Raw genomic sequence first — 24908 nt, 5'->3', positions numbered from 1 at the left:
CCCCCATCGCCCGCTACATCCACACCACGGCCTCGGCGAACGGCAAGCGCGTCCAGGCCCTGGGCGGCGCCAAGAACCACATGCTGGTCCTCCCGGACGCGGACCTGGACGCGGCGGCCGACGCCGCCGTCTCCGCCGCTTACGGTTCGGCGGGCGAGCGCTGCATGGCGATCTCGGCGGTCGTAGCGGTCGGCGCGATCGGCGACGAGCTGGTGGACAAGATCCGCGAGCGCGCCGAGAAGATCAAGATCGGCCCCGGCAACGACCCGACGTCGGCGACGGGCCCCCTCATCACGAAGGTCCACCGCGACAAGGTGGCCTCGTACGTCACCGCCTCCTCGTCGCGCGGTCGGTTTCTCGGGCTCACGCGCCCGGCGCGTAGCCCTCCGCGGCGGACGACGCCTCGGACTCCCGTACGACCTTCATACCGCCCGTCGCACTCTTGTCGGGCTGGAGGATCACGCTCTCCTTGGACGAGGGGGCCTTCGGGTCGGTGAAGTCCTGCGGGCTGCCGAAGCCGGCGTCGAACGCGTTGATCGTCAACAGTGCCTGGTCGACGCCCGCGCGCGTGAGGTCCTTGTCCGCGCAAGCCTTCTTCAGTGCCTCGCCGAAGACGGAGGCCGCGGTCCAGCCCGCCACCACGCCGTTGTCCAGCGAGTCGCCCGGGTACGCGGCCTGGTAGTCGGCCACGAGCTTCTGCGCCTGCGGGGTGTCCGCCCCGATGGGCAGGGACGGTGAGGCGACCCAGTAGTTCTTGGACAGGGCCGGGCCCGCCTGAGTGGCGAGGAGCTGCGGGGCGAAGGCCGAGTTGTTGCCGATGACCGGGACGCCGAAGCCGCCGGCCGCGGCCACTCCGACCAGCGAGGCGGCCTGGCGCGGGCCGGCGCTGAGCACGATCGCCTTGACGCCCGCCTGCTTCAGCGCGGCGACCTGTGCGGTCATGTCGTTGTCGGTGGGCTTGATCTTCTGCTCGACGATGGTCAGCCCCGACTTCTCCGCCATGTACTTGGCACCGGCCAGGGCGCTCTCCCCGTAGTCCCCCTCGAAGTAGACATGACCGATCCTGTCGCCCTTCTTGATCCCCTTCTCGTTGATCAGGAAGTCGACCGCGTTGATCGTCTCGATGTCGTACGTCGACCCGATCACACGTATGTAGGGGCTGCCGAGCAGCGAGGCCGCCCAGGCCTGGGGCAGCACGAGGACCTTGTCCTGGCCGTCGACGCGCTGTTTCACCGCCGCGACGAACGGCGAGCCGATGAACTGGGCGAAGCCCAGCACCTTGGGGGCCAGCTCCGTGTAGCCGGAGACGGCCTTCTGCGGGTCGTAGCCGTGGTCGCGGACGGTGAGGGTCACCTGACGTCCGCAGACGCCTCCTGCGGCGTTCAGCTGCTTCACATACAGCTGCTGGGCCTGGGTGACGCTCTTGCCGAGGGTCGCGTAGACCCCGGTCATGTCCGTGAGCGCGCCGACCGTGATCGTCTTGGCGGACACGCCCACGTCGGTCTTGACGCCGCCCGCCGAGGCCGTACCGTCGCCGCCCCCGTCGTCGTCCTTGGCCTTGGAGCTGCATCCGGCCACTGCGAGCAGCACGGCGAGCGCGCCCGCGGCGGCTCGGGCCGCGTATCTCGTGGTCATCGTTCCTCCCCTGGATTACGTCCGAAGCGGCGCCGGGCGGCCACCCTGACCAGCCCGCCCGGCAGGAAGAGCACCACCGCCACGACGGCGGCGCCGTACAGGTACCGGGACGCCTCGCCCGGTGCGATCCCGCCCGTGCCCGGGGCGGAGACCAGGGGCAGGGCGTCGCTGTAGCGGGTCAGCAGCTGCGGCAGCAGCGAGACGAAGAGCGCGCCGACCACCGCCCCGGAGACCGAGCCGAGCCCGCCGATGACGATCATGGCGAGGTACTCCAGCGAGAGCGTGATGCCGAAGTAGTCGGGCACGGTCCGCTGGAAGACGAGGGCGAGCAGGACACCGGCGAGCCCCGCGTACATCGAGGACAGGACGAAGACCCCGGCGCGGTAGCGGGCCACGGGCACGCCGATCACCCCGGCGGCGATGCGGTGGTCGCGGATGGCGTTCATGGCCCGTCCGGGCCGCCCGCGCAGGACACCACGGGCGAACAGGGCGCAGCCGAGCAGGAGGACGAGTCCGGCGTACCAGAGCTTCTCCGCGGAGCCGAACGGCACGTTCGCGACGAGGAGTTCACGGTCGTCGAAGGTGAGGCCGAAGAGGCTCAGCGGCGGTACGTCACGGCCGTTGAAGCCGCCGGTGAGGTCGCGGGCGTTGAACAGGACGTGCTGGCCGATGAAGATCAGGGCGATGGTGGCGATACCGAGGTAGGGGCCGCGCAGCCGCCCGGCGATCGGGCTGAACAGGCCCCCGGCGGCGCCCGCGACGAGGGTGGCCAGGACGACCGCGAGCCAGGTGGGCAGCCCGAGTCCGCTCAGCCCGTCACCCCCGTCCGCGGCGAACACGCAGTAGCTGTAGGCGCCGACGGCGAGGAAGAAGGCGTGGCCCATGGAGAGCTGCCCGGTGGCGCCGGTGAGGAGGTTGATGCCGATGGCGCCGATCGCGGCGGCCATGGCGAACAGGCCGGCCTGGAGCCAGAAGCGGTCCAGGTAGAACGGGAGGGCGAGCAGCAGGAGGGCGCCCGCGGTGGCCGCGTACGTCCGCGCGGGCGGTCGGCGGAGGGCGCGTCGGGGCTTGGCCGTGGCGGCGAGGGCGTCAGACACGGGCCGGCTCCTTCGTACCGAAGAGCCCGGCGGGCCGGACAAGCAGGATCGCCACCATGACCAGATAGGGCGCGAGGTCGCCGAGGCCGCGGCCCATGAAGGCAAGGTCGCTCTGGTAGCCGGTGGCGAGGGACTCGGTGACGCCGACCACCAGGCCGCCGACGAGGGCGCCGGTCGTGGAGTCGAGGCCGCCGAGGATGGCGGCCGGGAACGCCTTGAACGCGGCGAGGGAGGTGGCCCGTTCCAGGCCGGGGGTCGGGAAGACGGTGAGGAAGAGGGCGGCGACGGCCGCGAGGCCGCCCGCGACGGCCCAGGCGCCGAGCGAGACGCGGCCCAGCCTGACCCCCATGAGGGCGGCCGTCTCCGTGCTCTCGGCCGCCGCGCGCATCGCCACGCCCCAGCTGGTGTAGCGGAAGGCCAGCAGGAAGGCCGTGATGAGCAGGGCCGCGGCGACGAAGGCGGCGATCCGGGTGTGCGCGAGCGAGATCGGACCGAGGGTGAGGACGGCGTCGCCCCAGGGGTCGCCGAGCGCGAGGACGTCCGTACCGAGGCGGCGGGTGAGTTCGGTGGTCAGCAGGATGTCGACGCCGATGGTGACGATGGCCAGCACACTGTGGTCGCCGCCCCGGGCGCGGCGCATCACCAGGAACTCCACGGCCGCGCCGACGAGCGCCGCACCGACGATTCCCGCCCCCAGCGCGGGCCAGAAGCCGATGTCGTCGTGGAGGGAGGCGGTGACGTAGCCGCCGGCGAGCAGCAGCGAGGCGTGCGCGAAGTTGACGACCTCCGTGGCCCGGAAGATCACGACGAAGCCGAGGGCGATGAGGGCGTACACGCTGCCCATGGAGACGCCGTTGAGGAGCAGTTCGGCGAAGGTGCTCATGGGGTGGCCTCCTCACCGAGATAGGCCCGGACGACCTCCGGGTCGTTCTGTACGTCCGCCGGGGCCCCGTCCGCGATCCGTCGGCCGAAGTCCAGGACGGTGACCGTGTCGGCGAGTCTCATGACCACCCCCATGTCGTGCTCCACCAGGACGATCGAGATGCCGAGGCTGTCGCGGACCCCGGCGATGACGGCCGCTACCCGGCGCCGTTCGTCGGCGGTCATTCCGGCCACCGGTTCGTCGAGGAGCAGCAGCCGTGGCTCCATGCACAGGGCCCGGGCGAGTTCCGCGAGCTTCTGCTGCCCGTACGGCAGGGAGCCGGCGGGGCGGCCCAGGGCTCCCTCCAGGCCGACGAACTCGGCGATCTCCCGCACCCGCGCGCGGTGTCGGCGGTCCTCGTGCGCCGCCGACGGCAGCCGGAGTCCGGCGGCGACGAAGCCGGTCCTGGTGAGCCGGTGGCGGCCGAGCAGCAGGCTGTCCTCGACGGTGGCGTGGGGCGGCAGGGCGAGGTTCTGGAAGATCCGGGCGACGCCGAGGCCGGCGATGCGGTGCGGGGGCAGGCCGGTCAGCTCGTGCTCACCGAAGCGGACGCTGCCGGAGGTGGCCCGGTAGACACCGGACAGGACGTTGAAGCAGGTGGACTTGCCCGCGCCGTTGGGCCCGATCAGGGCGTGGACGGTGCCGGGGCGGACGGTGAAGCTGACGTCGTCGAGAGCGAGGAGGCCGGAGAAGCGGACGGTGAGGTGATCGACGTCGAGGGAGGGAACGGCATGGGCGTCAATGGTGGACGACGCCGGTCCGGCACGTCTGGTCACTGTGGATCAGGCCTCCCATCTGCTGAGCCTCGGCATGGAGTTCGTCGGCCCGGGCACGTCGGCCGCCGCGTCCTCGTCCACCACGCCCAGATAGCGGCGCCGGACCTCGTCGGAGGCGGCGAGTTCGGCGCAGGGACCGGAGAGGGTGACCTCGCCGACCTCCAGGACGTAGGCGTGGGTGGCCAGCCGGAGGGCCAGGGCGGCGTTCTGTTCGACGAGCAGGACGGAGGTGCCCTGGGCGTTGATCTCCCGCACGGTGTCGGCGATGCGCGCGGCCATCAGCGGGGCGAGGCCCAGCGACGGCTCGTCGAGGAGCAGGACGCCCGGGGCGGCCATCAGGGCACGTGCGACGGCCAGCATCTGCTGCTCGCCGCCCGACAGCAGGCCGGCGCGCTGCTGGGCGCGGTCGGCGAGGACGGGGAAGAGTTCGTGGACGCGGCGCACGGCGGCGGCCCGTTCGGCACGTCCGCCACGGGCGCCGAGGGCTCCGGCGCGCAGATTGTCGGCGACGGTCATCCGGGCGAACACCCGCCGCCCTTCCGGGACTTGGGAGACCCCGGCGGCCACCACCCGGTCGGGGGCCAGCCCGTCGATCCGGCGTCCGCCGAGGGTGACGGTGCCTCCGGTCGAGGCCCCGCCCTGGAAAGCGAGGGTGCGGCTGATGGCCCGTAACAGCGTGGACTTGCCCGCGCCGTTGGAGCCCAGCACCGTCACGACGGCCGCCTCGGGCACCTCCAGCGACACCTGACGAAGGGCGCGCACAGGCCCGTACGCGACCGACAGGTCCCGTACGACGAGAGCTCCGCCGCCCGGAGATCCCCTTGTTCCGCCGCCCATGGCCTCCGCTCCCTTCCGCACTTCCGTCCGATGTGGCGCTCAGCCCAGCACCGGGGCGGGCGTCCGTCCACGGGTCGGGGCCGAAACCCCGCCGAAACGTGGCCGGTGACCAGCGGACTCCGCCGCCCGTTGTGCGCGTGCACAACGCTGCGTGTCAGGGGCCTGCCGAAGGAACGCGGAGGGTGGCATCCTCCGGTCATGGGACCGCGCAGAAGGCGTACGGGACATGACTGGCAGGTGCTCTCCGAGTCCTGCGCGGCGCTGCTGGAACGGGTGCCGGAGCTGGTGGACGAACATGTGCGGCAACTATCGGAGCACTCCCCCGTCTACGGCCAGGTCCTCCCGGACGACCAGCAGTGGCGGGAGGCGGAGGAGGCGATGCGCATCGGCATCGGGACGATCTCCGCGCCCCGGGGCTCACCGCGCCGCGACCTGGAGTACGCCGAGGACGCGGGCCGGCGCCGCGCCCAGCAGGGCCTGCCGCTGGAGTTACTGGTGCACGCCTACCGCAGTGCGGGCTATCTGGTGTGGGACGCGCTGCTGGAGGGCGCGGGCGGCCAGGAACCCGAGCGGCTCGGTGTGCTGATGCGGTCGGCGACCCTGGTGTGGGCGGCGATCGACGCGCAGGCGGCGGTGGCGTCGGAGGCGTACCGGGCGACCGAGATGGAGTTACGGCGGCGTACGGACGAGCGGTTGCAGGCGTTGCTGGACGCGCTGCTCGACGGCCAGGAGTCGCCGGGGCTGGCTGCCAGGGCCGCGGCCGGGCTCGACCTGCCGGAGCGGGGCACGTACGCGGTGGTCGTGCTGCGGGCGGAGCGACGGGACCCGAGGGAGGCCTTCCACCGGCCGTTGCGGGGGGCCGGGTACCGGTTCGTGTGGCGGATGCGGGCCGACCGGGAGGTGGGCGTGGTGCTGCTGGGGCCCGACCAGGGGCTCGACGCGGTGGCGCAGGCGCTGAGCGGGCGGTGCTCGGGGGCGGGCGGGATCAGTCCCGTCGTGTCGGGGCTGACCGAGCTGGGGCGGGCCCGGCGGCTGGCGGAACTGGCGCTGCGTACCTGCCCGCCGGACGCGAGCGAGATCGTACGGCTGGACCAGCGGATGCCGACGGCTCTGGTGGTGAGCCAGCCGGAACTCGCGAACCGGCTGGTGTCGGCCGTCTTCGGCGCCCTGGTCGGGCTGGAGCCGGCGGACCGGGAGCTGCTGCTGGAGACGCTGGACATGTGGCTGGCCTGCGAAGGGTCAGCGGGCCGGGCGGCCGGACGGCTGTACTGCCACCGCAACACGGTGTTCAACCGGCTGCGGCGGCTCGAACAGCTGACGTCCAGGTCACTGGCGAGACCGCGCGACCTGATCGAGATGACGCTGGCGCTGGACGCGTACCGGCTGTCGGGGCCGACGGGCGCACAGGAAGAGGCGTCGCGGCTCGCGGGTAACGGGTAGCGGGTAGCGGGTAGCGGGTGACGCCGAAGGGGAGTCGCCCCCGGCGGCGCTGTCAGACCAGGAAGTCGCGTCCGATGTTCTCCGCGACCCGTTCCAGGATCGGTCCGGCGTCGGCGATGCACTTCGCGATGTCCGGCTCGATCTCCGTCAGGGGGTAGGCGCGCCGGATACCGGCCCGGCCCAGTGCCTCCGGGCGCAGGGCCAGGCGTCCGCAGACCGCGACGACCTCGCGGCCCAGAGCGCGCGCCGCCGCGGCGACGCCGGCCGGGGCCTTGCCGTGCAGGGTCTGCTCGTCGAGGGAGCCCTCGCCGGTGATCACCAGCGTCGCGCGGTCCAGCGCGGGCGCGAAGCCGAGGACGTCGAGCATGACCTCGATGCCGGGCCGGAACCGGGCGCCGAGGACCAGGGCGCCGTAACCGATGCCGCCGGCGGCACCCGCGCCGGGTGCGGCGGCGTGCTCGGCGGCCTTCGGGCCGATCGCCGTCTCCAGGACCTTCGCGTAGTGCGCGAGGGCCTCGTCGAGGGCGGCCACGTCGTCCGGGGAGGCGCCCTTCTGCGGGCCGTACACCGCGGGCGCGCCCGTCGGCCCGGTCAGCGGGTTGTCCACATCGCTGGCCAGCACGAGATCGACGTCAGCGAGGCGGATGTCCAGGCCCGAGAGGTCGGCCGTGACGAGTCCCTCCAGGCCGCCTCCCCCGGGCGGCACGGGCTCGCCGTCGGCGTCCAGGAAGCGCGCGCCGAGCGCGGACAGCATGCCCGCGCCCCCGTCGGTGGTGGCGCTGCCGCCGACCCCGAAGACGATCGTGCGCGCGCCCGCGTCCAGCGCGGCCCGCAGGAGTTCGCCGGAGCCGTACGTCGATGACGAGAGCGGCGCGAAGACGCCCGCGGGCAGCCGCTGCAGCCCGCTCGCCTCCGCCATCTCCACCACGGCGGTGTCGCCGCGCAGCGCGAACGCGGCCGTCACCTCGTGCCCGAGCGGGCCCGCGACCCGTACCTCGCGCCGTTCGAATCCGGCGGCGACCGCGGCGGCCACGGTCCCGTCACCGCCGTCCGCCACGGGGAGCGACTCGACCTCGACACCGGGTGCCGCCCTGCGCAGTCCGGCGGTCACACGCTCGGCGACCTCCACGGCCGTCAGCGATCCCTTGAACTTGTCGGCGGCGATCAGCACCCGTGCCGTCCGCACACCTGTCACACGCGCCGTACCCGCAGCGTCCGCCACCCTGTACTCCCCTTGCTTTCCGGCCCCGCACAGATCAGGGCAGTCGCGCCGCTGCGACCTTAACCGGAGGAGCCCCGCCCCGTCATGCCCTCCCGGCCGCTCACAGCCGAGGCATCACGGACACCGGATGGTGGTAGACCGGAGGGATGACCGCTGTGGGCATGACCACCGGACAGGCAGACCGTGTTCTCGGGGGCTGGCTCGGCCGGATCGCGGGCAACATGCTCGGCAAGCCGGTCGAGCGGGGCGACTACTGGACGCGCGACCGCATCGACCGCTATCTGCGGCACACCGGCGCCCTGCCGCTCACCGACTATCTGCCCGAGCCGCCGGCCGGCAGCCAGGACGGGGACGACGACACCGACGGCTTCCGGCTGCGCAAGGAGTGGCGTGAGTGCGTACGCGGCCGGATCCACGGCAGCTGCCGTGACGACGACGTCGACTACGCGATCCTCGGCCTGGACCTGCTGGAGACGCACGGTTTCGACTTCAGCACCGAGCAGGTCGGCGAACTCTGGCTGCTGCGGCTGCCGTTCCTGCAGACGTTCACGGCGGAACGCGTCGCCTATCGCAACCTCACGGCCGGTCTCAAGCCGCCGCTGACCGCCACGTACGACAACCCCTACCAGGAGTGGATCGGCGCCCAGATCCGCGCCGACATCTACGGCTGGACCTGCCCGGACGCCCCGCAGCGCGCCGCCTACCTGGCCCGCAGGGACGCCGTCCTCTCGCACACGGGCAACGGTGTGTACGGGGCGATGTTCGCGGCGGCACTGATCTCGGCGGCGTTCACGGCACCCACGGTGCGCCACGCCCTGGACACTGCGCTGACGGTGATCCCGGCGAGCAGCCGTCTGGCCCGTACGGTGCGCCGGGTCATGGCGCTGCATCAGACACGCCTGACCTGGGAGGACACCCTCGACGCGCTCGCCGAGGAGACCGCCGGGCTCGGCTGGATCCACACCGTGCCGAACATCGCCGTCCTGACCGCCGGGCTCCTGTACGGCGACGGCGACTTCACGCGAACGATCGCGCTGACCGTCCGGGGCGGCCTGGACACCGACTCGAACGGCGCGACGGCGGGCTCGGTGGCGGGCGTGCTGTGCGGTGCGGAGGCGATCCCGAGCCGGTGGAAGGACCCGCTGGAGGACACCGTACGCAGCGCGGTGTTCGGCTTCGACGGGGTACGGATCAGTGAACTGGCCGAGCGGACCCTGCGGTTGGGACACCCGCAGGTGTGACGGAAGCCCGACGGCCCCTTTCGCCGTCCTTTCGCTGGTTACGCTTCCCAGCGTGACCATTCAAGACTTCGCCACGTACATCGCCGGCCTGCCCCGCGTCCTGGCCGGCGCCGCCGCCCTCTTCCGTGACTCCGACGGACGGATCCTGCTCGTCGAGCCCAACTACCGTGAGGGCTGGGCGCTTCCGGGCGGCACGATCGAGTCGGACACCGGGGAGACCCCGCGCCAGGGCGCACGCCGGGAGACCCTTGAGGAGATCGGCCTCGACCGTGAACTCGGCCGTCTGCTGGCCGTCGACTGGGTCCACATCTCCGGCCATCCGCCACTGGTGGCGTACCTGTACGACGGTGGCGTCCTCGACGAGGACGAGCTCAAGTCGATCACCCTGCAGGAGTCGGAGCTGCTGTCGTGGCGGCTGGTACCGCGCGAGGAACTCACCGACTACCTCCGCGGCTCCCTGGGCCGCCGGGTGCTGCACGGCCTCGACGTCCTGGCGGAGGGCACGGGAACGGCCGAGCTGGAGAACGGCGAACGGGTGGCCTGACGGCCACTGCGGTCCGGGAGGGGTCAGCCCTGGACGTCCGGCGGCTTCACGTCGTCCCCCGCACGCCGTACGTCGTCGCGCTCGGCGACCCGGGCCTCGGTTCGGTGGCCCCGCGCGATGTAGTCCCGCACGACGAGCTCGACGGCGTCCTGCGGGTTGCCGACGCCCGCGAGCACCATGACTTCTACGACCAGTTGGGCGTCGAGCGAGACGGAGACCTTGGCTGCCATGCGGGGACATTAACACCGGACGGGCATTCGTACAGGGGTACGGCGACAAGGGCCGCGACGGCGATCCCCGGGCGGATATCCAGTCGCCGCCCGGGCCCCCGGAACCTACCCTCGGCTCCATGACCACCAAGCCCCTGGTCGCCGTCCTCAGCGGCGCCGGCATCTCGACCGACTCCGGCATCCCCGACTATCGCGGGCCGAACGGCCTGTGGCGGCGTGACCCCGAGGCCGAGAAGCTCGTCACGTACGACTACTACATGGGCGATCCCGAGATCCGGCGCCGTTCCTGGCAGATGCGACGCGCGAACCGGACCCTGCAGGCCCAGCCCAACTCAGCGCACCTGGCCGTGGCCGAGCTGGAGCAGGCAGGGGTGCCGGTGCGGGTCATCACGCAGAACGTGGACGGGCTGCACCAGCTCGCCGGGATGCCGGCCCGCAAGGTGCTCGAACTACACGGCACCGCAAGGAAGTTCGTGTGCACCAAGTGCCATGCGCGCGGGCCCATGGAGGACGCTCTCGCCCGGGTCGACGCCGGGGAGGACGACCCCGCCTGTCTCGTCTGCGGCGGGATCCTGAAGTCGGCGACCGTCATGTTCGGCCAGCGCCTCGATCCGGTCGTCCTCGGTGACGCCCTGGCCATCACCAAGGCCTGCCAGGTGTTCATCGCCGTCGGGACCAGCCTCCAGGTCCAGCCCGCCGCCGGGCTCGCCGGTGTCGCCGCGGATCACGGCGCCCGGCTCGTCATCGTCAACGCCGAGCCGACCCCGTACGACGACCGGGCCGACGAGGTCGTACGGGAGCCGATCGGTACGGCCCTGCCCCAACTGCTGCGCGAACTACGGGAGTCGGGGGCCGCCTAGGCTCGCGCGGTTCACGGCGGCGGACGCTCGGTCAGTCCCCCCGTCGTCGTGACGGCTGTGGACGTGACCGTCACGGCGGCACCGGCCAGGCCGCCCCGTGTCGCGCGCACAGTGACGGCACCTGCGGTGCGTGTCGTGCGTACGAAGACTCTGTTGATGCCCGCTTCCGTGCTGACGTAGGACTGGAACACGCTGTACGGGATGCCCGCGTTGTGGCCGCCGAGCAGCTTGGCCGGACCAGTGACCGTGAAGTCCACCCGGGCCTGGTCGGTCGGGACTCGGCGGCCCGCCGAGTCCACCGCCTCGACGTCGATCATCGCCACGTCGGTGCCGTCGGCCTTCAGACCGTCGGGTGAGACGTGTGCCGTGAGGCGGAGGGCGACCGCGGGGCCCGTCGTCTGTTTCTGGGCGCGGGTCACTTCGGTGCCGCCGGCGTCGTAGCCGACGGCGGTGATCGTGCCGGACTGCCAGGCGACGCCGGTGAAGGTGTGCAGGAAGTCGTACTGCGGGGAGGTGGACGTACCGACCGACCTGCCGTTGACCAGCAGGTCCACCCGGGCGACACCCGCGGCCATGACGTACACCGTCTTGACGGTGCCGGCCGGGTAGGTCCAGTGGCCGACGATGTGCAGGTCCGGCGTCGGGCTCTGCATGACGCGGTGGGTGTAGTAGGTCTCCTTGGGGATGCGGACCGAGTCGACGCGGCCGGAGAGGCGGCACGTCTCCCAGTTGTACTGGCGGCCGTGCTGGTTGGAGTCCGCCCAGGTCAGAGCCGCCGCCCCGGAGTAGCGGCTGTTTCCGGGGCCTTGGATGCGCTGGCTCCAGAACTCGTGACGGGTGCTCGCGGCGACGGTGGCGGCGAAGTCCTCCGAGGTCCAGTGGTAGGTGACGTCCGGGCCGGTGACGTAGCCGAAGTCCGGTGGGGAGGCGTTGTCCCAGACGCGGCGGGGGGCCTCGTCGCGGGTGAACTCGGACTCGATGAGCGGCATCCGGTCGCGGGCGTAGTCGCTGTAGTGGCGGTTGAGCATCGTGCCGATGTACTCGCACTGGTCCACGGCCGCCGTGCCCCCGTAGGCGGAGTTGTCGGAGGTGGCCCGGGAGCCGATCGCGCGCATGCCGCTGGGGTCCCAGGCCTGTTTCAGCGCGCGCATCTGCTGCTGGTGGTCGGCGCTCAGCCAGTTGTTGCCGGACTCCCAGAACAGGATGCTGGGACTGTTGCGGAAGTAGATCATCACGTCCCGCATGGCCGCGAGGCGCTGGTCCCACTGCACGCCGGTGGCGTCGGCCTCCTTGTCCCCGGCGGGCTGGACCGACACCAGCCCGTACCGGTCGGTCATCCTGATGTTCGCGGGCTGCGCGGCGAGGTGCATCCAGCGGATCAGGTTGGCGTTGCTCTCCCGGATGAGCCGGCCGTCGTGGTCGCGCAGCCATTCGGGTACGGCGTCGCCGAGCACCGCCCATTCGTTGGTGGCGCGCTGCGCGTACCCGGTGAGGAAGACCTGCCGGTCGTTGATGTAGACGCCGCCGGTGCTCGCCCCGCCACGGAACTCGGCCTTCCGGAAGCCGGTGCGGACCGTGTACGTGTCGACGACCGTCGCCCCCTCCGCGAGCGTCAGTCGCACGGTGTAGAGGGCGGGGTACGACGGTGACCAGAAGGTGAGCCCGCTGATCCGGCTGCCGACCTTGACCACATGACTCGTCCCGGCGGCCAGCGTGACCGTCGAGGCGGGCAGCGAGCCGATCAACGTGCCCTGTCCGTCGAGGACTTGGGCCGACACCGACAGCGTCCGGGAACGGTTCTCGTCGTTGGTGATCTGCGCTTCCGCGTTGATCGTCGCGGTGTGGCCGGAGACGTTGACGGCGGTCGGATAGACGTAGGTGCCCGTGGTGCCGAGGTTGCTGTAGAGCGGGAGCGTGAAGTGGGTCCTGGGCACGACGTGCAGGATGACGTTCCTGGTGAGGCCGCCGAAGGTGGGGTTGAAGTCCCGGGTGTCCCACTGGAAGGGCATCCCGGTCGCGGCTTCGGGCCGCCACTTGGTGTTGTCCGCGCAGATGGCGAGCACGTTGTCGGCGCCGAACAGGACATCGCCGGTGAGGTCGAAGCCGAACGGGGTGACTCCGGCCTCGTAGCTGCCGATCAGGACGCCGTTCAGGTAGACCGTCGCCGCTTGGCGGATGCCTTCCAGTTCCAGGATCACCTTGTGGCCCGCCTGCTCGGCCGGTAACTGAAAGCGCTTGCGGTACCACGTCGGCTGCATCGCCACCGAGGATTCGCCCGAGCTGCCGATCCAGTTGTCGAAGGAGTCCACGTCGTTGTAGGTGTGCGGCACGCTGACCACGGCCCACCCGGAGTCGTCGAACGTGGTCCGTTCGGCGCCGGCGACATTCGACCTGATGAACCGCCAGTCGAGATTCAGGCTGAAAGTCTGCCGCTCAGCGGCCTCGACCTGCGCCTCCGCGACTGCCCCGTCCATCGGCAGGGCCACCGCACCCACGCCCGCGGCGGCCCCCTGCAGCACACGCCGTCGACTCACCCCGTCAGGTTCGGAGGGCGCGGCAGCCGTGGAAGCTGTGGAACGGCTGGTGAACTCCATCGTCTACCGCCCTCCGAGACGCGCCCTCACGGGCACCCCTCCCAGACCATTGCCATGGACGCGACAGAAAGCGCTTCACATCATGCGCCGGGGCGTGGCGGGCGACAAGGTGCGGGACGAAGGTCGTTCGGGTGGGGGAGGGTGGGGCGGCAGAACGCGGGAGGACCGGGAGAGGAGGACGGAACCCGGGCGGAGGCGCTGACGAGGGATGCCGAAAGGGACGTCCGGGGCGGGGCTAGAAGAGCGCCGGCCCCCGTTCGAAGTCCAGCAGCCGCTGCTTGCGCTCCAGACCGCCCCCGTATCCGGTGAGGCTGCCGTCTGCGCCTACCACCCGATGGCACGGCACGATGATGCCGACCGGGTTCCTGCCGTTGGCGAGACCCACGGCGCGGGAGGCCTTCGGATTGCCGAGGGCGTCGGCGAGTTCACCGTACGAGCGGGTCTCGCCGTACGGGATGCGGCACAGCTGCTCCCAGACGCTGCGCTGGAAGTCGCTTCCGGCCAGCCGGAGTTCGATGGTGAACTCCTTCAACTCGCCCTGGAAATAGGCGTTCAGCTGCTCGACCGTCTCCCCGAAAGGGGTGTCCTCGCGTGCGCCGAAGTTCTCCTCGGCCGGGCGGTGACGCTGCTCGACCATGTAGAGGCCGCAGAGGACTCCGTGGTCGGCCACGAGGGTGAGGAGGCCGTACGGACTGTCCATGACCGTGTGCTGTTTCATTTCTGCTCCTGACGTCCTTAAGTCCCTATACCGGGAGGAAGTTGATCGGGTGACTGTCCGTCGCCCACAGGTACTGGACCGCGTACGCCCGCCAGGGCCGCCACACCGCCGCGCGTGCGGTCAGCGCGGCCGGTGTCGAGGGGAGGCCCAACTCCTGGGCCGCGCGCCGGATTCCGAGGTCCGTGGGGAGAAACGCGTCGGGGTCGCCGAGGGCACGCATCGCGATGACGTCGACCGTCCAGGGACCGAATCCGGGTAGGGCGAGGAGCCTTGCGCGGGCCTCGGGCCAGTCGCTCTCGACGCCCAAGTGGAGGTTTCCGTCGGCGAGTTGCTTGACGAGGGTGGTGAAAGTCGCCCGCCGGGTACGAGGCATGGCCAGGGACTCCGGGTCGAGGGCTGCCAGCGCCCCCGGGGTCGGGAAGAGATGCGTGAGACCGCCCTCCGGGTCGTCGACCGGGTCGCCGTGCGCCGTGACGAGACGGGCCGCGTGGGTACGGGCGGCGGCCGTGGAGACCTGCTGACCGAGCACCGCCCGTACGGCGAACTCCGCCTCGTCGACCGTCCGGGGAACGCGTCGCCCCGGGCCCTTCGCGACGAGGGGCGCCAGCACGGGATCCGTACACAACTGCTCGTCGACCGCGACCGGATCGGCGTCCAGGTCGAGCATCCGACGGCAGCGGCTGATCGCGACGGGCAGATCGCGCAGATCGCTGAGGGTGAGCCGGCACGCGATGTGGTCGGGCGTCGGCGTGAGGGCGGCGATGCCGTGTCCGTACGGGAGTCGCAGGGTCCGGCGGTAGGCGCCGTCCCGCCACTCCTCCACGCCGGGTACGGCGGTCGCGGCGAGGTGCCCGAAGAGGTTGTCGGGGTTGAGCGGGGCGCGGAAGGGGAGGCGGAGGTTCAGCGCGGCCGGGGCGCTGACAACCGTGCTCGGGTCGCTCGGATGCGCTTGGGCGCGCGACTTCGGAAGGCGGTTGCGCAGATCGCTCGGGGAGAGGGCGAAGACCTCACGGACGGTGTCGTTGAAGGTGCGGATCGAGGAGAAGCCCGCCGCGAAGGCGATGTCCGCCATGGGCAGCCCGGTCGTCTCGACGAGGAGCCGCGCGGTCTGGGCGCGCTGGGCGCGGGCGAGGGCGAGCGGTCCCGCGCCCAGTTCGGCGAGGAGTTGCCGTTCGACCTGGCGGGTGCTGTAGCCGAGGCGGGTGGCGAGGCCGGGGACGCCCTCTCGGTCCACGATCCCGTCGCCGATCAGCCGCATCGCACGGGCCACGAGGTCGGCGCGCTGGTTCCACTCCGGCGAGCCGGGGCTGGTGTCCGGGCGGCACCTCTTGCAGGCCCGGAAACCCGCCTGCTGGCAGGCCGCCGCGCTCGGGTAGAAGGTCATGTTCTCGGGCTTGGGCGGCACCACCGGGCAGCTGGGCCTGCAGTAGATCCGGGTGGTCAGGACCGCCGTGAAGAACCAGCCGTCGAAGCGCGCGTCCTTGGACTGCACGGCTCGTACGCAGTGCTCGGTGTCGGTGTGCATCGCGTTCCGCATACGTCCAGCATCGACGATCAGCGCGACCGGGGCTGGCGGAAATCCGACATCAGGGTGGCGTGTCCAGGGAGGCTCTGGATCACGTTCCGCCTGAGCCGCGGATTCGAGCCGAGGACCGACGGCCTCACCGGCCCACCGAATCACCTGCTCACCTGCTCACCTGCTCACCTGCTCACCTGCTCACCTGCTCACCGCATCCTGCCACGCGGCCTCCCTCAGCAGCCGTAGCCCGTTGAGGCCGACGAGGACCGTCGAGCCCTCGTGGCCCGCGACCCCGAGCGGGAGCGGCAGCGTGCCGATCAGGTCCCAGGTGACGAGGCCCGCGATGCACACCCCGGCGATCACCAGGTTCTGCGTCACCAGACGCCGGGCCTGCCGCGAGAGGGCGATCACGGCGGGCACGGTGGCCAGCTCGTCCCGCACGATCACCGCGTCCGCGGTCTCCAGCGCGAGGTCGGAACCCGCCCGGCCCATGGCCACTCCGGTGTGGGCGGCGGCCAGCGCCGGGGCGTCGTTGACACCGTCCCCCACGACCATGACCCTGCGTCCGGACGCCTCCAACTCCCTTACCGCGTCCAGCTTCTGCTGGGGAAGCAGACCGGCCCGTACGTCCTCGATACCGACCTCGGCCGCCAGCCGGGCGGCGGCACGCGGGTTGTCGCCGGTCAGCAACACGGGTGCCGTGCCGGTGAGTTCGGTGAGCGCGAATCAAGCCCGCCACCGCAAGGTAGGCAGGAACCTCCCTCGCTTACGAGGGAGAGCACTTCAACACGTGGAGCACCTGCGGCTCGGCGGCTCGGCCTGAGCGATACGGACGCCGACGCCGAGACGGGCGCCGCGGGCTGACCCGGGGGAGAGTCCATCCAGGCTGCCATCGGTTACTGAATTGCCAACTTTCGCAATTGCATGGATGATTTATCGGCTGAGTACCCGGGCGGCAGACAGCAGACAGCCACGCCCACCCACAGACAGTCACGCGGAAGCAAGGGGGCGGACATGTCCGTTTCGCTGTACCAGGCCACCCCGGAGTGAGCGGCTCCGCCATTCGTCGAGCGGGCCGCGCCTGGGGCGTGGTGCGAGCCCTGCTACCCGTCCGTGCCGATGTCGAGGCGATGGCCCGTGATCCGCGTCGCGATCTCCTCGCCGGGTTGACCGTGGCGATCGTGGCGCTCCCCCTCGCGCTCGGCTTCGGAGTCTCCTCCGGTCTCGGTGCGGCGGCGGGGCTGGCGACCGCGGTGGTCGCGGGCGCGCTGGCGGCCGTGTTCGGCGGATCGAACCTGCAGGTGTCGGGGCCGACCGGGGCGATGACCGTCGTCCTCGTCCCGATAGTCGCCCAGTACGGGCCGGGCGGTGTACTGACCGTCGGACTCCTGGCCGGGCTGCTGCTGATCGGGCTCGCCCTGGCCCGGGCGGGCAAGTACATGCGGTACGTACCCGCCCCCGTCGTCGAGGGCTTCACGCTCGGCATCGCCTGCGTGATCGGGCTGCAGCAGCTGCCGAACGCGCTGGGGGTGGCGCGGCCCGAGGGCGACAAGGTCCTCGCGGTCGCCTGGCGCGCCGTCGAGGCGTTCGTCCGCCATCCCAACTGGACGGCGTTCGTGCTGACCGCGGGTGTCGCGCTGGTCATGCTGGTCGGTGCGCGCCTGCGGCCGACCGTTCCGTTCTCGATCGTCGCGGTGATCGTCGCCACCGTGCTGGCCCAGGTCCTCGGCCTGGACGCGGCCACTCCGATCGGGGATCTGCCGGCCGGCCTGCCCTCGCCCTCACTGGCGTTCCTCGATCTGTCGGCGCTGTCCTCTCTGCTCGCCCCGGCTGTCGCGGTGGCCGCGCTGGCCGCGCTGGAGTCGCTGCTGTCGGCGACCGTCGCGGACGGCATGACGGTTGGTCAGCAGCACGATCCGGACCGGGAGTTGTTCGGGCAGGGCATCGCCAACCTCGCCGCCCCGCTGTTCGGCGGGGTCCCTGCCACGGCCGCGATCGCGCGGACGGCCGTGAACGTCCGCACGGGCGCCGGTTCCCGACTCGCCGCGCTCACCCATGCCCTGGTCCTCGCGGTGATCGTCTTCGCGGCGGCGCCGCTGGTCTCGAAGATCCCGCTGGCCGCGCTGGCGGGTGTTCTGCTGGCCACCGCGATCCGTATGGTCGAGGTCGGCTCGCTGCGGGCGATGGCCAGGGCGACCCGCTCCGACGCGGTGATCCTGGTCCTGACCGCCCTCGCCACCCTCGCCCTCGACCTGGTGTACGCGGTGATCATCGGCCTGGTCGTCGCGGGCACCCTCGCGCTCCGGGCCGTGGCCCAGCAGACCCGCCTCGACGAGGTTCCGCTGGACCGGGGCGACCACAGCGCCGAGGAGCACGCCCTGTTGGCGGAGCACATCGTCGCCTACCGCATCGACGGGCCGCTGTTCTTCGCCGCCGCCCACCGTTTCCTGCTGGAGCTGACCGACGTGGCGGACGTACGGGTCGTGATCCTGCGGATGTCCCGGGTGTCGACCCTGGACGCGACCGGTGCGCTGATGCTGAAGGATGCTGTCCAGAAGCTGAACCGGCGCGGGATTGTCGTCATGTTCTCCGGCATCCGTCCCGGCCAGCGCCAAGTCCTCGACTCCGTCGGCCTGTTGGACCTGCTACGGCAGACGGGCCACGAGTACGGCACCACCCCCGAGGCGATCCAGGGGGCGCGCGCTCATCTGGAGTCCACCGGAGTCCTGTCCGCCGCACCGGCCGTACCGGCGCCGAGGACCAGGCCGAGCACCACGGTCGAGGCGGCCAGGAGCACATCCGCGGCCGAGTCCACCGACAGCAACACGGAGAACAGTACGGATATCAGTACGGAGAACAGCGGAGAGGCGGCCCGATGAGGACGGCACTGCCGGGACTCGTGCGGCTCGGCGTCCGCGGCCGGATTCCGTCCTGCGGGCGTCGCGGGCGAGGATGAGCACCATGGTGTTCATGAATGCGTGGGTGCGATGTGCCGGGGACCGGCCGGTGCCGGTGCGGTCGTACCGCTGCCCCGGGGAGGTGACGGCACGATGAGCACGCCGCTCTACCAACTCAAGGCCGACTTCTTCAAGACCCTCGGGCATCCGGCCCGTATCCGCGTTCTTGAACTGCTGAGTGAACGTGAGCACGCGGTAGCGGAGATGCTGCCCGAGGTGGGCATCGAGCCCGCGCATCTCTCGCAGCAGCTGGCGGTGTTACGACGGGCCAACCTGGTCGTCACCCGCAAGGAGGGCTCGACCGTGTACTACTCGCTGACCAGCCCGTATGTGGCCGAACTGCTCCGGGTCGCGCGGATCATCCTGTCCGGCGTGCTGACCGGACAGGCGGAACTGCTCGCCGACTGCGGGCAGCCCAGAGGCAGGCACCGGGAACGGCGAAACCGCCGTCCTGACAGCCGGACGACCTGCCAGCCCGACAGCCCCTGACCGGCCCGGCGTCGGCCTGCCCGTCACGTTGAGCTACCCGCACCGGCCGGTCGGTCCGTTGGCCGGTCGGACCGAACCCCGGCCGTCAGCAACGGAGTTGTCCGGCGAACGCCTCGTACGCAGAATCGTCGAAGAGGACGAACCGCGCCTCCTCGACCGCGGTCTCCGTGGCCCGTACGGTCTCCACCGCGATACGCGCGGCGTCGTCCATCGGCCAGCCGTAGATGCCGGCGGAAACCGCCGGGAACGCCACTGTGCGGGCGCCGAGCTCGTCGGCCACCCTCAGCGACTCCCGGTAGCAGGAGGCCAGCAGCTCCGACCGGTCCTCCTCGGGGAGGAACCGGGGTCCCACCGTGTGGATCACCCAGTGTGCGTCCAGTTCGCCGGCGGTCGTGGCGACGGCTCGACCGACGGACAGGCCCTTGCCGTAGTGCCCGGCGCGCAGGGCTCGGCAGGCGGCGAGGATCTCGGGGCCGCCTCTGCGGTGGATCGCTCCGTCGACGCCTCCCCCACCCAGGAGTGACGAGTTCGCCGCGTTGACGATCGCGTCGGCACTCTGTCGGGTGATGTCGCCCTTGACAAGTGTGATGGCGGTCATGACTGTCTCAGCCTTCTCCAAACGGCCTTCGCCGCGTTGTGTCCCGACATTCCGTGGACGCCGGGGCCCGGTGGGGTGGCCGAGGAGCAGATGAAGACGGCCGGGTGCGGGGTGGCGTACGGGAACAGGGAGAGCTTGGGCCGCAGCAGGAGCTGGAGGCCGCCGGCCGCACCGGAGCCGATGTCGCCGCCGACGTAGTTGGCGTTGCGGGCCGCCAGTTGGGGCGGGCCGGCGGTGGCACGGGCGAGGACCCGATCGCGGAACCCGGGGGCGAACCGCTCCAGTTGGCGCTCGATGGCGTCGGTGAGGTCGCCCGTCCAGCCGTTCGGGACGTGTCCGTAGGCCCAGAAGACCTGCTTGCCCTCGGGGGCCCGGGAAGGGTCGGCGACGCTCGGCTGGACGGTGATCAGGAAGGGGTTGTCGGGGGCCCGGTTGTCGCGGGAGGCGGCGCGCAGGGCGGCGTCGATCTCGGCCCTGCCGGCGGCGACCTGGACGGTGGTCGCCCTGCGGGCCTCGGTCGCCGTCCAGGGCACGGGGCCGTCCAGCGCGTAGTCGATCTTGAAGACGCCCGCGCCGTACCGGAAGCGCTCGTAGTACCCGCCGAAGCCCGCGATACGGGCGAGTGCGGTGGGTGAGGTGTCGAAGACGTACGCACGCGCGGGTGGCAGGTCGTCCAGCCGCTTGACCTCGTAGTCGGTGTGGACGGTGCCGCCGAGGTCCACCAGATACGCGGTGAGCGCGTCGGAGATCGCCTGGGAACCGCCGCGGGCGACGGGCCAGCCGCGGGCGTGTGCCGCCAGGGCGAAGACCAGGCCCACGGCGCTGGTTGCGACGCCGCCCAGCGGAGCCATGACGTGTCCGACGAGGCCTGCGAACAGGGCTTTCGCCCGCTCGTCGCGGAAGCGGCGCATCAGCCAGGTCGAGGGCGGCAGGCCGGCCAGGCCGAAGCGGGCGAGGGTGACCGGGTCGCGAGGCAGGGAGGTCAGGGGCAGCGACATGAAGTCGTGGGCCAGCGTGTCCCATCTGCTGAGGAACGGCTCGACCAGCCTGCGGTACGCGCCCGCGTCACGCGGCCCGAAGGAGGCGGCCGTCTCGGCCACGGAACGGGCCAGTACCGCGGCCGTGCCGTCCGGGAACGGGTGCGCCATGGGCAGGTCGGCGTGCAGCCACTCCAGCCCGTACCTGGCCAGCGGCATCGCCCTGAACGCCGGGGAGTTGATGCCGAGGGGGTGCGCCGCGGAGCACGGGTCGTGCCGGAAGCCCGGCAGCGTCAGCTCCTCCGTCCGGGCGCCACCGCCGACGGTGTCGCGCGCCTCGAAGACCGCCACGGAGAAGCCTCGCCGGGCCAGCTCCACGGCAGCGGTCAGCCCGTTGGGCCCCGCCCCCACCACGACCGCATCGAGCATCGACGGCACCTTCGGACTCCTTTGTCAGCCGACGGCCACTTCAGATCAGGATATGCCGGGACACCGACACTGCCCGGCGCGGGTAACCTCGGCCGGATGACGCGCCGTTTCCGCATCCAATCGCCCGGCGAGGACGCCGACGACACCGCCTGGTTCTGGTTCGAGGTCGAGGACGACGGCTGGGTGTTGCGGCAGGCGGTCTTCGAGGCAGCACTGGAGGTCCCGCGTTCCTGCGAGCCTCTCCAGAACGCCGACGGCACCGCCTCCGGCGGCGCCTCGATGGCCGCCGCGCAGGCCCAACTGGCCCTCGTGCGCGAGCGGTTCGGGCGCCTGGGCGTCCAGCTCTACCAGACCGTGTACGGGCCGTTCACCGAAGGCGCCGTGGAGGTGCCGCCGGAGGCGGTGGACGTGACCGACTCGGAGTTCGAGCGGGCCTGGTCCACGGCCCTGCGGCACCGGCACCTGAGCCACTACGTCACCGGCCCGCTGCCGGAGGGCTCCCTGCTCACCGGCATGGTGTGCGCACTGCCGTGGGGTCCGGGCCGGACGGGCCTCTTCGTCGACATCAACCTGCCGGTCGACGCCTTCGTGGACGCCGCCTGGCTGCCCTTCGACCCCGCGGACTGGCCGACGGTGGGCACGGTGGCCGAGTTCGAGGTCGCCACGCTGCGCTTCAGCTCGGCCCGCCCGCAGATCAGGCTGCGCCCGACAGCAGTTCCACCACCCGGTGAGCCGTGGCCGCGTCGCGCGCAGCGGTGAACGGCAGCGCGTTGCCGCCGGTTATACGGAACGGCTCCCCCGCGCGCGTCAGGTGCACCCCGCCGGCCTCCTCGACGAGGAGGATGCCTGCGGCGTGGTCCCAGGCGGCCTCCCAGGAGAACGCCGTGGCGTCCAGTTCGCCCCGGGCGACGGCCAGGTACTCCAGGCCCGCCGAGCCGCAGGCGCGCGGCTGGACGCCGTCGGTCCACAGGCCGAGCAGGGCGCGCTTCTGCTCGTCCGTCGTGTAGTCCGGGTGGGAAGTGGCCACCCGGAGGTCACGGCCGGCCTCGGGCGAGCCCGCGTGCAGGGGGATGCCGTCGAGGAAGGCGCCCCGGCCCCGGATCGCCGTGGCGAGCTGGTCGCGGGCCGCGGCGAAGGTCCACGACGCGCGGACGACCCCGTGGTGGGCGAGCGCGACGAGCGTGCAGAAACCTGGGTCGCCGTGGACGAACTGCCGGGTGCCGTCCACCGGGTCGACGATCCAGACCGGCGCGTCGCCCTGTATCGCCTCGTACGAGGCGGGGTTGGCGTGCACCGCCTCCTCACCGACGACCACGGAGCCGGGCAGCAGCTTGGGCAGCACCTCGGTCAGATACAGCTCGGCCCTGCGGTCGGCGTCCGTCACCAGGTCGTGCGGGCCGCTCTTCTGGTCGACCTCGTGGGCGGCGAGCTGACGGAAGCGCGGCATGATCTCCGCGGCCGCCGCCTCGCGGACCGCTTCTTCGACGTCGGACGCGTGCCGGGCGAGAAACTCTTCGATGGTTTCGTTGTCTTCGATCATGTCTCCATGAGAGCACGCGCCACTGACAATCCCCGCCGGGCCGGTGGACATGGGATGGAATCCGCCTGAAGACCAGGATTCGGACATCAGCGCCCGACCGCGTACCCCTGCATCCCGCGCGGATTCGCCGCCGCCGACAGGACGCCCGTCTCCGGGTCCCGGCCGACCGCGCACAGCCGGCCCTCGGACCAGTCGTCGCCGATCGTCACGTCGTGCCCCCGGCGGCGCAGCTCCTCGATCACCCCGTCCGGCATACGGGCCTCCACGGTGACGCTGCCGGGACGCGTGCCGCGTGGGTAGAACGACCCCGGGAAGCTGTCGTTGTGCCAGTTCGGGGCGTCGATCGCGCCCTGGAGGTCCAGGCTGCCCCGCACTCTGCCGCCCAGGGCGACCGCGAGGAAGAAGTGCAGCTGCCACTGGTCCTGCTGGTCCCCGCCGGGCGTACCGAACGCCAGTACCGGTACCCCGTCGCGCAGTGCGACGGAGGGCGTGAGGGTGGTCCGGGGGCGGCGGCCCGGGGTGAGGGAGTTGGGCAGGCCCTCCTCCAGCCAGGTCATCTGGAGCCGGGTGCCCAGCGGAAAGCCCAGTTCGGGTACGACGGGGTTGGACTGGAGCCAGCCGCCGCTGGGGGTGGCCGCGACCATGTTGCCCCAACGGTCGACGACGTCGAGGTGGCAGGTGTCGCCCCGGGTGGATCCGTCGGCGGTGATCTCGGGCTCGCCGGGCACGGGTGAGGTGGAGAGCTTGGCGACGGTCGGCTCCCCGGCCCCCGGGACACCCCTCCCGGGCTCGTCCGTGACCGGCACGCACGCGCGTGCGCACAGTCGCGGAGTTCGCCCGCCGGGGCTCCCGGGCCTCAGCTCGTGCGAGGCGGCACCCCCGACGAGGTTCCGCCGGGTGGTGTTGTAGGCGTCGGACAGCAGGTCGTCCAGCGGTACGTCGGCTCCACCGGACGCGTCCCCGTACCAGGCCTCCCGGTCCGCCATGGCGAGCTTGCAGCCCTCGATCAGCAGATGGACGTAGTCGGCGGAACCGTACGCGGGCAGTTCGGCCGGCTCGGGCGGGAGCAGCGCGAGCTGCTGGAGGAGGACCGGGCCCTGGCTCCAGGGGCCAGCCTTGCAGAGGGTCCAGCCGTGCCAGTCATAGGTCGCCGGAGCCTCGTAGGTGGCGGACCAGGAGGCGAGGTCTGCGGCTGTCAGGGTGCCGCTGTGGTGCTTGCCGCTGGTGTCGAGGGTGGGCCGCGCGGACTGGCGTACGAGCGCCTCGGCGATGAAGCCGGTGCACCACACCTCCCGTGCCGCCTCGATCTGGGCGACGCGGTCCCCCGCCCCGGCGACCTCGGCGAGCAGTCGCTTCCAGGTGGCGGCCAGGGCGGGATTGCGGAACAGCTCGCCGGGCCGGGGCGACCGGCCGCCGGGCAGGTAGACGTCCGCCGACGAGGTCCACTCCGACTCGAAGAGCTCTCGTACGGTCTCGACGGTCGCGCCGACGTTCTCCACGGGCGCGTGTCCGTCCTCGGCGTACCCGATGGCGTACGCCAGGACGTCGGCAAGGGGCTTCGTGCCGTGGTCGCGGAGCAGCAGCATCCAGGCGTCGAAGGCACCGGGTACGGCGGCGGCGAGCGGGCCGGTGCCGGGTACGAGGTCGAGCCCCAGTCCCCGGTAGTGCGTGACCGTGGCCCCGGCGGGCGCGACGCCCTGCCCGCACAGCACCCGCACCTCGCCGCCGGCCGGCGCGACGATGATCGGCACCTCACCGCCGGGCCCGTTCAGGTGCGGTTCGACGACGTGCAGGACGAAGCCCGCGGCCACGGCGGCGTCGTAGGCGTTGCCGCCGCTCTCCAGGACGGCCATCGCCGACTGCGAGGCCAGCCAGTGTGTGGAGGACACCATCCCGAAGGTGCCCTGGAGGGTGGGTCGGGTGGTGAACATACGGCCTCTCATTCCTGGGGAGAATCCGGGGAGTTCGGGCGAGGACCTTCCTCCCTCCACTCCCCCGGCAGGCTATCGATCACCCTGCGCCCACTTGTTCCCAGCCTCTCGCATGAGGTGGGCGTAGTGGTCGGGGGTGACGGTCGGCGACGAGTGCTTCAGCCACTTCTCACCAGAACCAGAAGTCGGCGAGGACCGCGAGCTCCGGGGCCCGAGCCGACGACGGCTGCGGCATCGGTGACGCACTCTCCGAGAACCGTGACGCTGCTGTCGGCCATGCTGGTGTGCCTGTCCTCTTGGAAGCCGAAGGGCAGGCCAAGCAGAAGGGCAGGCCAAGCAGAGGACGGGGCGA

General features: G+C 71.8%; 21 protein-coding genes and 2 pseudogenes. 8 read left to right on the top strand and 15 right to left on the bottom strand.

Features of this window, described 5'->3' with window-relative positions; genetic code table 11:
* Positions 1 to 350: pseudogene (locus tag STRTUCAR8_RS50380) on the top strand (aldehyde dehydrogenase family protein); the annotation flags it as partial.
* A 13-nt stretch (positions 351 to 363) separates the two neighbouring features.
* Here STRTUCAR8_RS50380 and STRTUCAR8_RS29020 read toward each other — a convergent pair.
* The 5 genes from STRTUCAR8_RS29020 to STRTUCAR8_RS29000 are packed head-to-tail and all read right to left on the bottom strand — an operon-like array spanning position 364 to position 5267.
* Positions 364 to 1635: an ABC transporter substrate-binding protein gene (locus STRTUCAR8_RS29020; protein WP_006379663.1), complete on the bottom strand. Its 1272-nt coding sequence runs from the start codon at positions 1633 to 1635 to the stop codon at positions 364 to 366.
* Positions 1632 to 2732 carry a branched-chain amino acid ABC transporter permease gene (locus STRTUCAR8_RS29015; protein ID WP_006379655.1) on the bottom strand — a complete coding sequence of 367 codons (1101 nt, stop codon included), beginning with the start codon at positions 2730 to 2732 and terminating at the stop codon, positions 1632 to 1634. The genes STRTUCAR8_RS29020 and STRTUCAR8_RS29015 overlap by 4 nt, the downstream gene beginning before the upstream one ends.
* Positions 2725 to 3615, bottom strand: coding sequence for a branched-chain amino acid ABC transporter permease (locus STRTUCAR8_RS29010; RefSeq protein WP_006379644.1), 891 nt, complete (start codon positions 3613 to 3615; stop codon positions 2725 to 2727). The genes STRTUCAR8_RS29015 and STRTUCAR8_RS29010 overlap by 8 nt, the downstream gene beginning before the upstream one ends.
* On the bottom strand, positions 3612 to 4397 hold the full coding sequence (locus STRTUCAR8_RS29005) for an ABC transporter ATP-binding protein (protein WP_100247699.1): 786 nt from the start codon (positions 4395 to 4397) through the stop codon (positions 3612 to 3614). The genes STRTUCAR8_RS29010 and STRTUCAR8_RS29005 overlap by 4 nt, the downstream gene beginning before the upstream one ends.
* A gap of 39 nt (positions 4398 to 4436) precedes the next feature.
* On the bottom strand, positions 4437 to 5267 hold the full coding sequence (locus STRTUCAR8_RS29000) for an ABC transporter ATP-binding protein (protein WP_006379662.1): 831 nt from the start codon (positions 5265 to 5267) through the stop codon (positions 4437 to 4439).
* Between the two features lie 198 nt (positions 5268 to 5465).
* Here STRTUCAR8_RS29000 and STRTUCAR8_RS28995 point away from each other — a divergent pair, with 198 nt between their 5' ends.
* The gene (locus STRTUCAR8_RS28995; RefSeq protein ID WP_044473075.1) at positions 5466 to 6707 is read left to right on the top strand and encodes a PucR family transcriptional regulator; all 1242 of its coding nucleotides are present in this window, start codon (positions 5466 to 5468) and stop codon (positions 6705 to 6707) included.
* A 52-nt stretch (positions 6708 to 6759) separates the two neighbouring features.
* Here STRTUCAR8_RS28995 and STRTUCAR8_RS28990 read toward each other — a convergent pair whose 3' ends face one another.
* Positions 6760 to 7878 carry a glycerate kinase gene (locus tag STRTUCAR8_RS28990; protein ID WP_044473074.1) on the bottom strand — a complete coding sequence of 373 codons (1119 nt, stop codon included), beginning with the start codon at positions 7876 to 7878 and terminating at the stop codon, positions 6760 to 6762.
* A gap of 197 nt (positions 7879 to 8075) precedes the next feature.
* Here STRTUCAR8_RS28990 and STRTUCAR8_RS28985 point away from each other — a divergent pair, with 197 nt between their 5' ends.
* Together STRTUCAR8_RS28985 and STRTUCAR8_RS28980 are read left to right on the top strand one after the other, a co-directional pair.
* A complete protein-coding gene (locus tag STRTUCAR8_RS28985) occupies positions 8076 to 9170 on the top strand; it encodes an ADP-ribosylglycohydrolase family protein (protein ID WP_044473073.1) in 1095 nt (364 codons plus the stop codon).
* A 52-nt stretch (positions 9171 to 9222) separates the two neighbouring features.
* Positions 9223 to 9714 carry an NUDIX domain-containing protein gene (locus tag STRTUCAR8_RS28980; RefSeq protein ID WP_006379640.1) on the top strand — a complete coding sequence of 164 codons (492 nt, stop codon included), beginning with the start codon at positions 9223 to 9225 and terminating at the stop codon, positions 9712 to 9714.
* A gap of 23 nt (positions 9715 to 9737) precedes the next feature.
* On the opposite strand, the gene STRTUCAR8_RS28975 is transcribed toward STRTUCAR8_RS28980, so the two are convergent.
* Positions 9738 to 9944: a hypothetical protein gene (locus STRTUCAR8_RS28975; RefSeq protein WP_006379637.1), complete on the bottom strand. Its 207-nt coding sequence runs from the start codon at positions 9942 to 9944 to the stop codon at positions 9738 to 9740.
* Between the two features lie 119 nt (positions 9945 to 10063).
* Here STRTUCAR8_RS28975 and STRTUCAR8_RS28970 point away from each other — a divergent pair, with 119 nt between their 5' ends.
* Positions 10064 to 10804, top strand: coding sequence for an SIR2 family NAD-dependent protein deacylase (locus tag STRTUCAR8_RS28970; RefSeq protein ID WP_006379645.1), 741 nt, complete (start codon positions 10064 to 10066; stop codon positions 10802 to 10804).
* 11 nt (positions 10805 to 10815) lie between these two features.
* Here STRTUCAR8_RS28970 and STRTUCAR8_RS28965 read toward each other — a convergent pair whose 3' ends face one another.
* The 4 genes and pseudogenes from STRTUCAR8_RS28965 to STRTUCAR8_RS28950 all read right to left on the bottom strand — a co-directional run.
* Positions 10816 to 13338, bottom strand: coding sequence for a glycoside hydrolase family 2 protein (locus STRTUCAR8_RS28965; protein WP_199791719.1), 2523 nt, complete (start codon positions 13336 to 13338; stop codon positions 10816 to 10818).
* Between the two features lie 295 nt (positions 13339 to 13633).
* Positions 13634 to 14116 (bottom strand): methylated-DNA--[protein]-cysteine S-methyltransferase, encoded by a 483-nt coding sequence (locus tag STRTUCAR8_RS28960; RefSeq protein ID WP_006379647.1) that lies wholly within the window; start codon positions 14114 to 14116, stop codon positions 13634 to 13636.
* A 25-nt stretch (positions 14117 to 14141) separates the two neighbouring features.
* Positions 14142 to 15641 carry an AlkA N-terminal domain-containing protein gene (locus STRTUCAR8_RS28955; protein WP_044473081.1) on the bottom strand — a complete coding sequence of 500 codons (1500 nt, stop codon included), beginning with the start codon at positions 15639 to 15641 and terminating at the stop codon, positions 14142 to 14144.
* 192 nt (positions 15642 to 15833) lie between these two features.
* Positions 15834 to 16358: pseudogene (locus STRTUCAR8_RS28950) on the bottom strand (HAD-IC family P-type ATPase); the annotation flags it as partial.
* A gap of 407 nt (positions 16359 to 16765) precedes the next feature.
* Between STRTUCAR8_RS28950 and STRTUCAR8_RS28945 the strand changes: the two are divergent.
* Positions 16766 to 18514, top strand: coding sequence for a SulP family inorganic anion transporter (locus tag STRTUCAR8_RS28945; RefSeq protein ID WP_078507356.1), 1749 nt, complete (start codon positions 16766 to 16768; stop codon positions 18512 to 18514).
* Positions 18515 to 18685: 171 nt separating this feature from the next.
* Positions 18686 to 19081: an ArsR/SmtB family transcription factor gene (locus tag STRTUCAR8_RS28940; protein WP_241784711.1), complete on the top strand. Its 396-nt coding sequence runs from the start codon at positions 18686 to 18688 to the stop codon at positions 19079 to 19081.
* An 85-nt stretch (positions 19082 to 19166) separates the two neighbouring features.
* On the opposite strand, the gene STRTUCAR8_RS28935 is transcribed toward STRTUCAR8_RS28940, so the two are convergent.
* Both STRTUCAR8_RS28935 and STRTUCAR8_RS28930 read right to left on the bottom strand, forming a co-directional pair.
* Positions 19167 to 19679: an O-acetyl-ADP-ribose deacetylase gene (locus STRTUCAR8_RS28935; RefSeq protein ID WP_006379643.1), complete on the bottom strand. Its 513-nt coding sequence runs from the start codon at positions 19677 to 19679 to the stop codon at positions 19167 to 19169.
* The gene (locus STRTUCAR8_RS28930; RefSeq protein ID WP_044473079.1) at positions 19676 to 21085 is read right to left on the bottom strand and encodes a phytoene desaturase family protein; all 1410 of its coding nucleotides are present in this window, start codon (positions 21083 to 21085) and stop codon (positions 19676 to 19678) included. The genes STRTUCAR8_RS28935 and STRTUCAR8_RS28930 overlap by 4 nt, the downstream gene beginning before the upstream one ends.
* Before the next feature lie 96 nt (positions 21086 to 21181).
* On the opposite strand from STRTUCAR8_RS28930, the gene STRTUCAR8_RS28925 reads away from it, so the two are divergent.
* A complete protein-coding gene (locus tag STRTUCAR8_RS28925) occupies positions 21182 to 21844 on the top strand; it encodes a hypothetical protein (protein ID WP_044473072.1) in 663 nt (220 codons plus the stop codon).
* On the opposite strand, the gene STRTUCAR8_RS28920 is transcribed toward STRTUCAR8_RS28925, so the two are convergent.
* Both STRTUCAR8_RS28920 and STRTUCAR8_RS28915 read right to left on the bottom strand, forming a co-directional pair.
* On the bottom strand, positions 21780 to 22625 hold the full coding sequence (locus STRTUCAR8_RS28920) for an inositol monophosphatase family protein (RefSeq protein WP_006379658.1): 846 nt from the start codon (positions 22623 to 22625) through the stop codon (positions 21780 to 21782). The two genes, STRTUCAR8_RS28925 and STRTUCAR8_RS28920, sit on opposite strands and share 65 nt — an antisense overlap.
* An 86-nt stretch (positions 22626 to 22711) precedes the next feature.
* Positions 22712 to 24556 carry a gamma-glutamyltransferase family protein gene (locus STRTUCAR8_RS28915; RefSeq protein WP_006379635.1) on the bottom strand — a complete coding sequence of 615 codons (1845 nt, stop codon included), beginning with the start codon at positions 24554 to 24556 and terminating at the stop codon, positions 22712 to 22714.
* Positions 24557 to 24908 lie beyond the last annotated feature (352 nt).

The organism is Streptomyces turgidiscabies Car8 (assembly GCF_000331005.1).
GTDB classification, from domain to species: Bacteria; Actinomycetota; Actinomycetes; order Streptomycetales; family Streptomycetaceae; genus Streptomyces; species Streptomyces turgidiscabies.
Note: the sequence above shows the minus strand (reverse complement) of the source record. Positions and strands in the feature narration are given on the sequence as shown.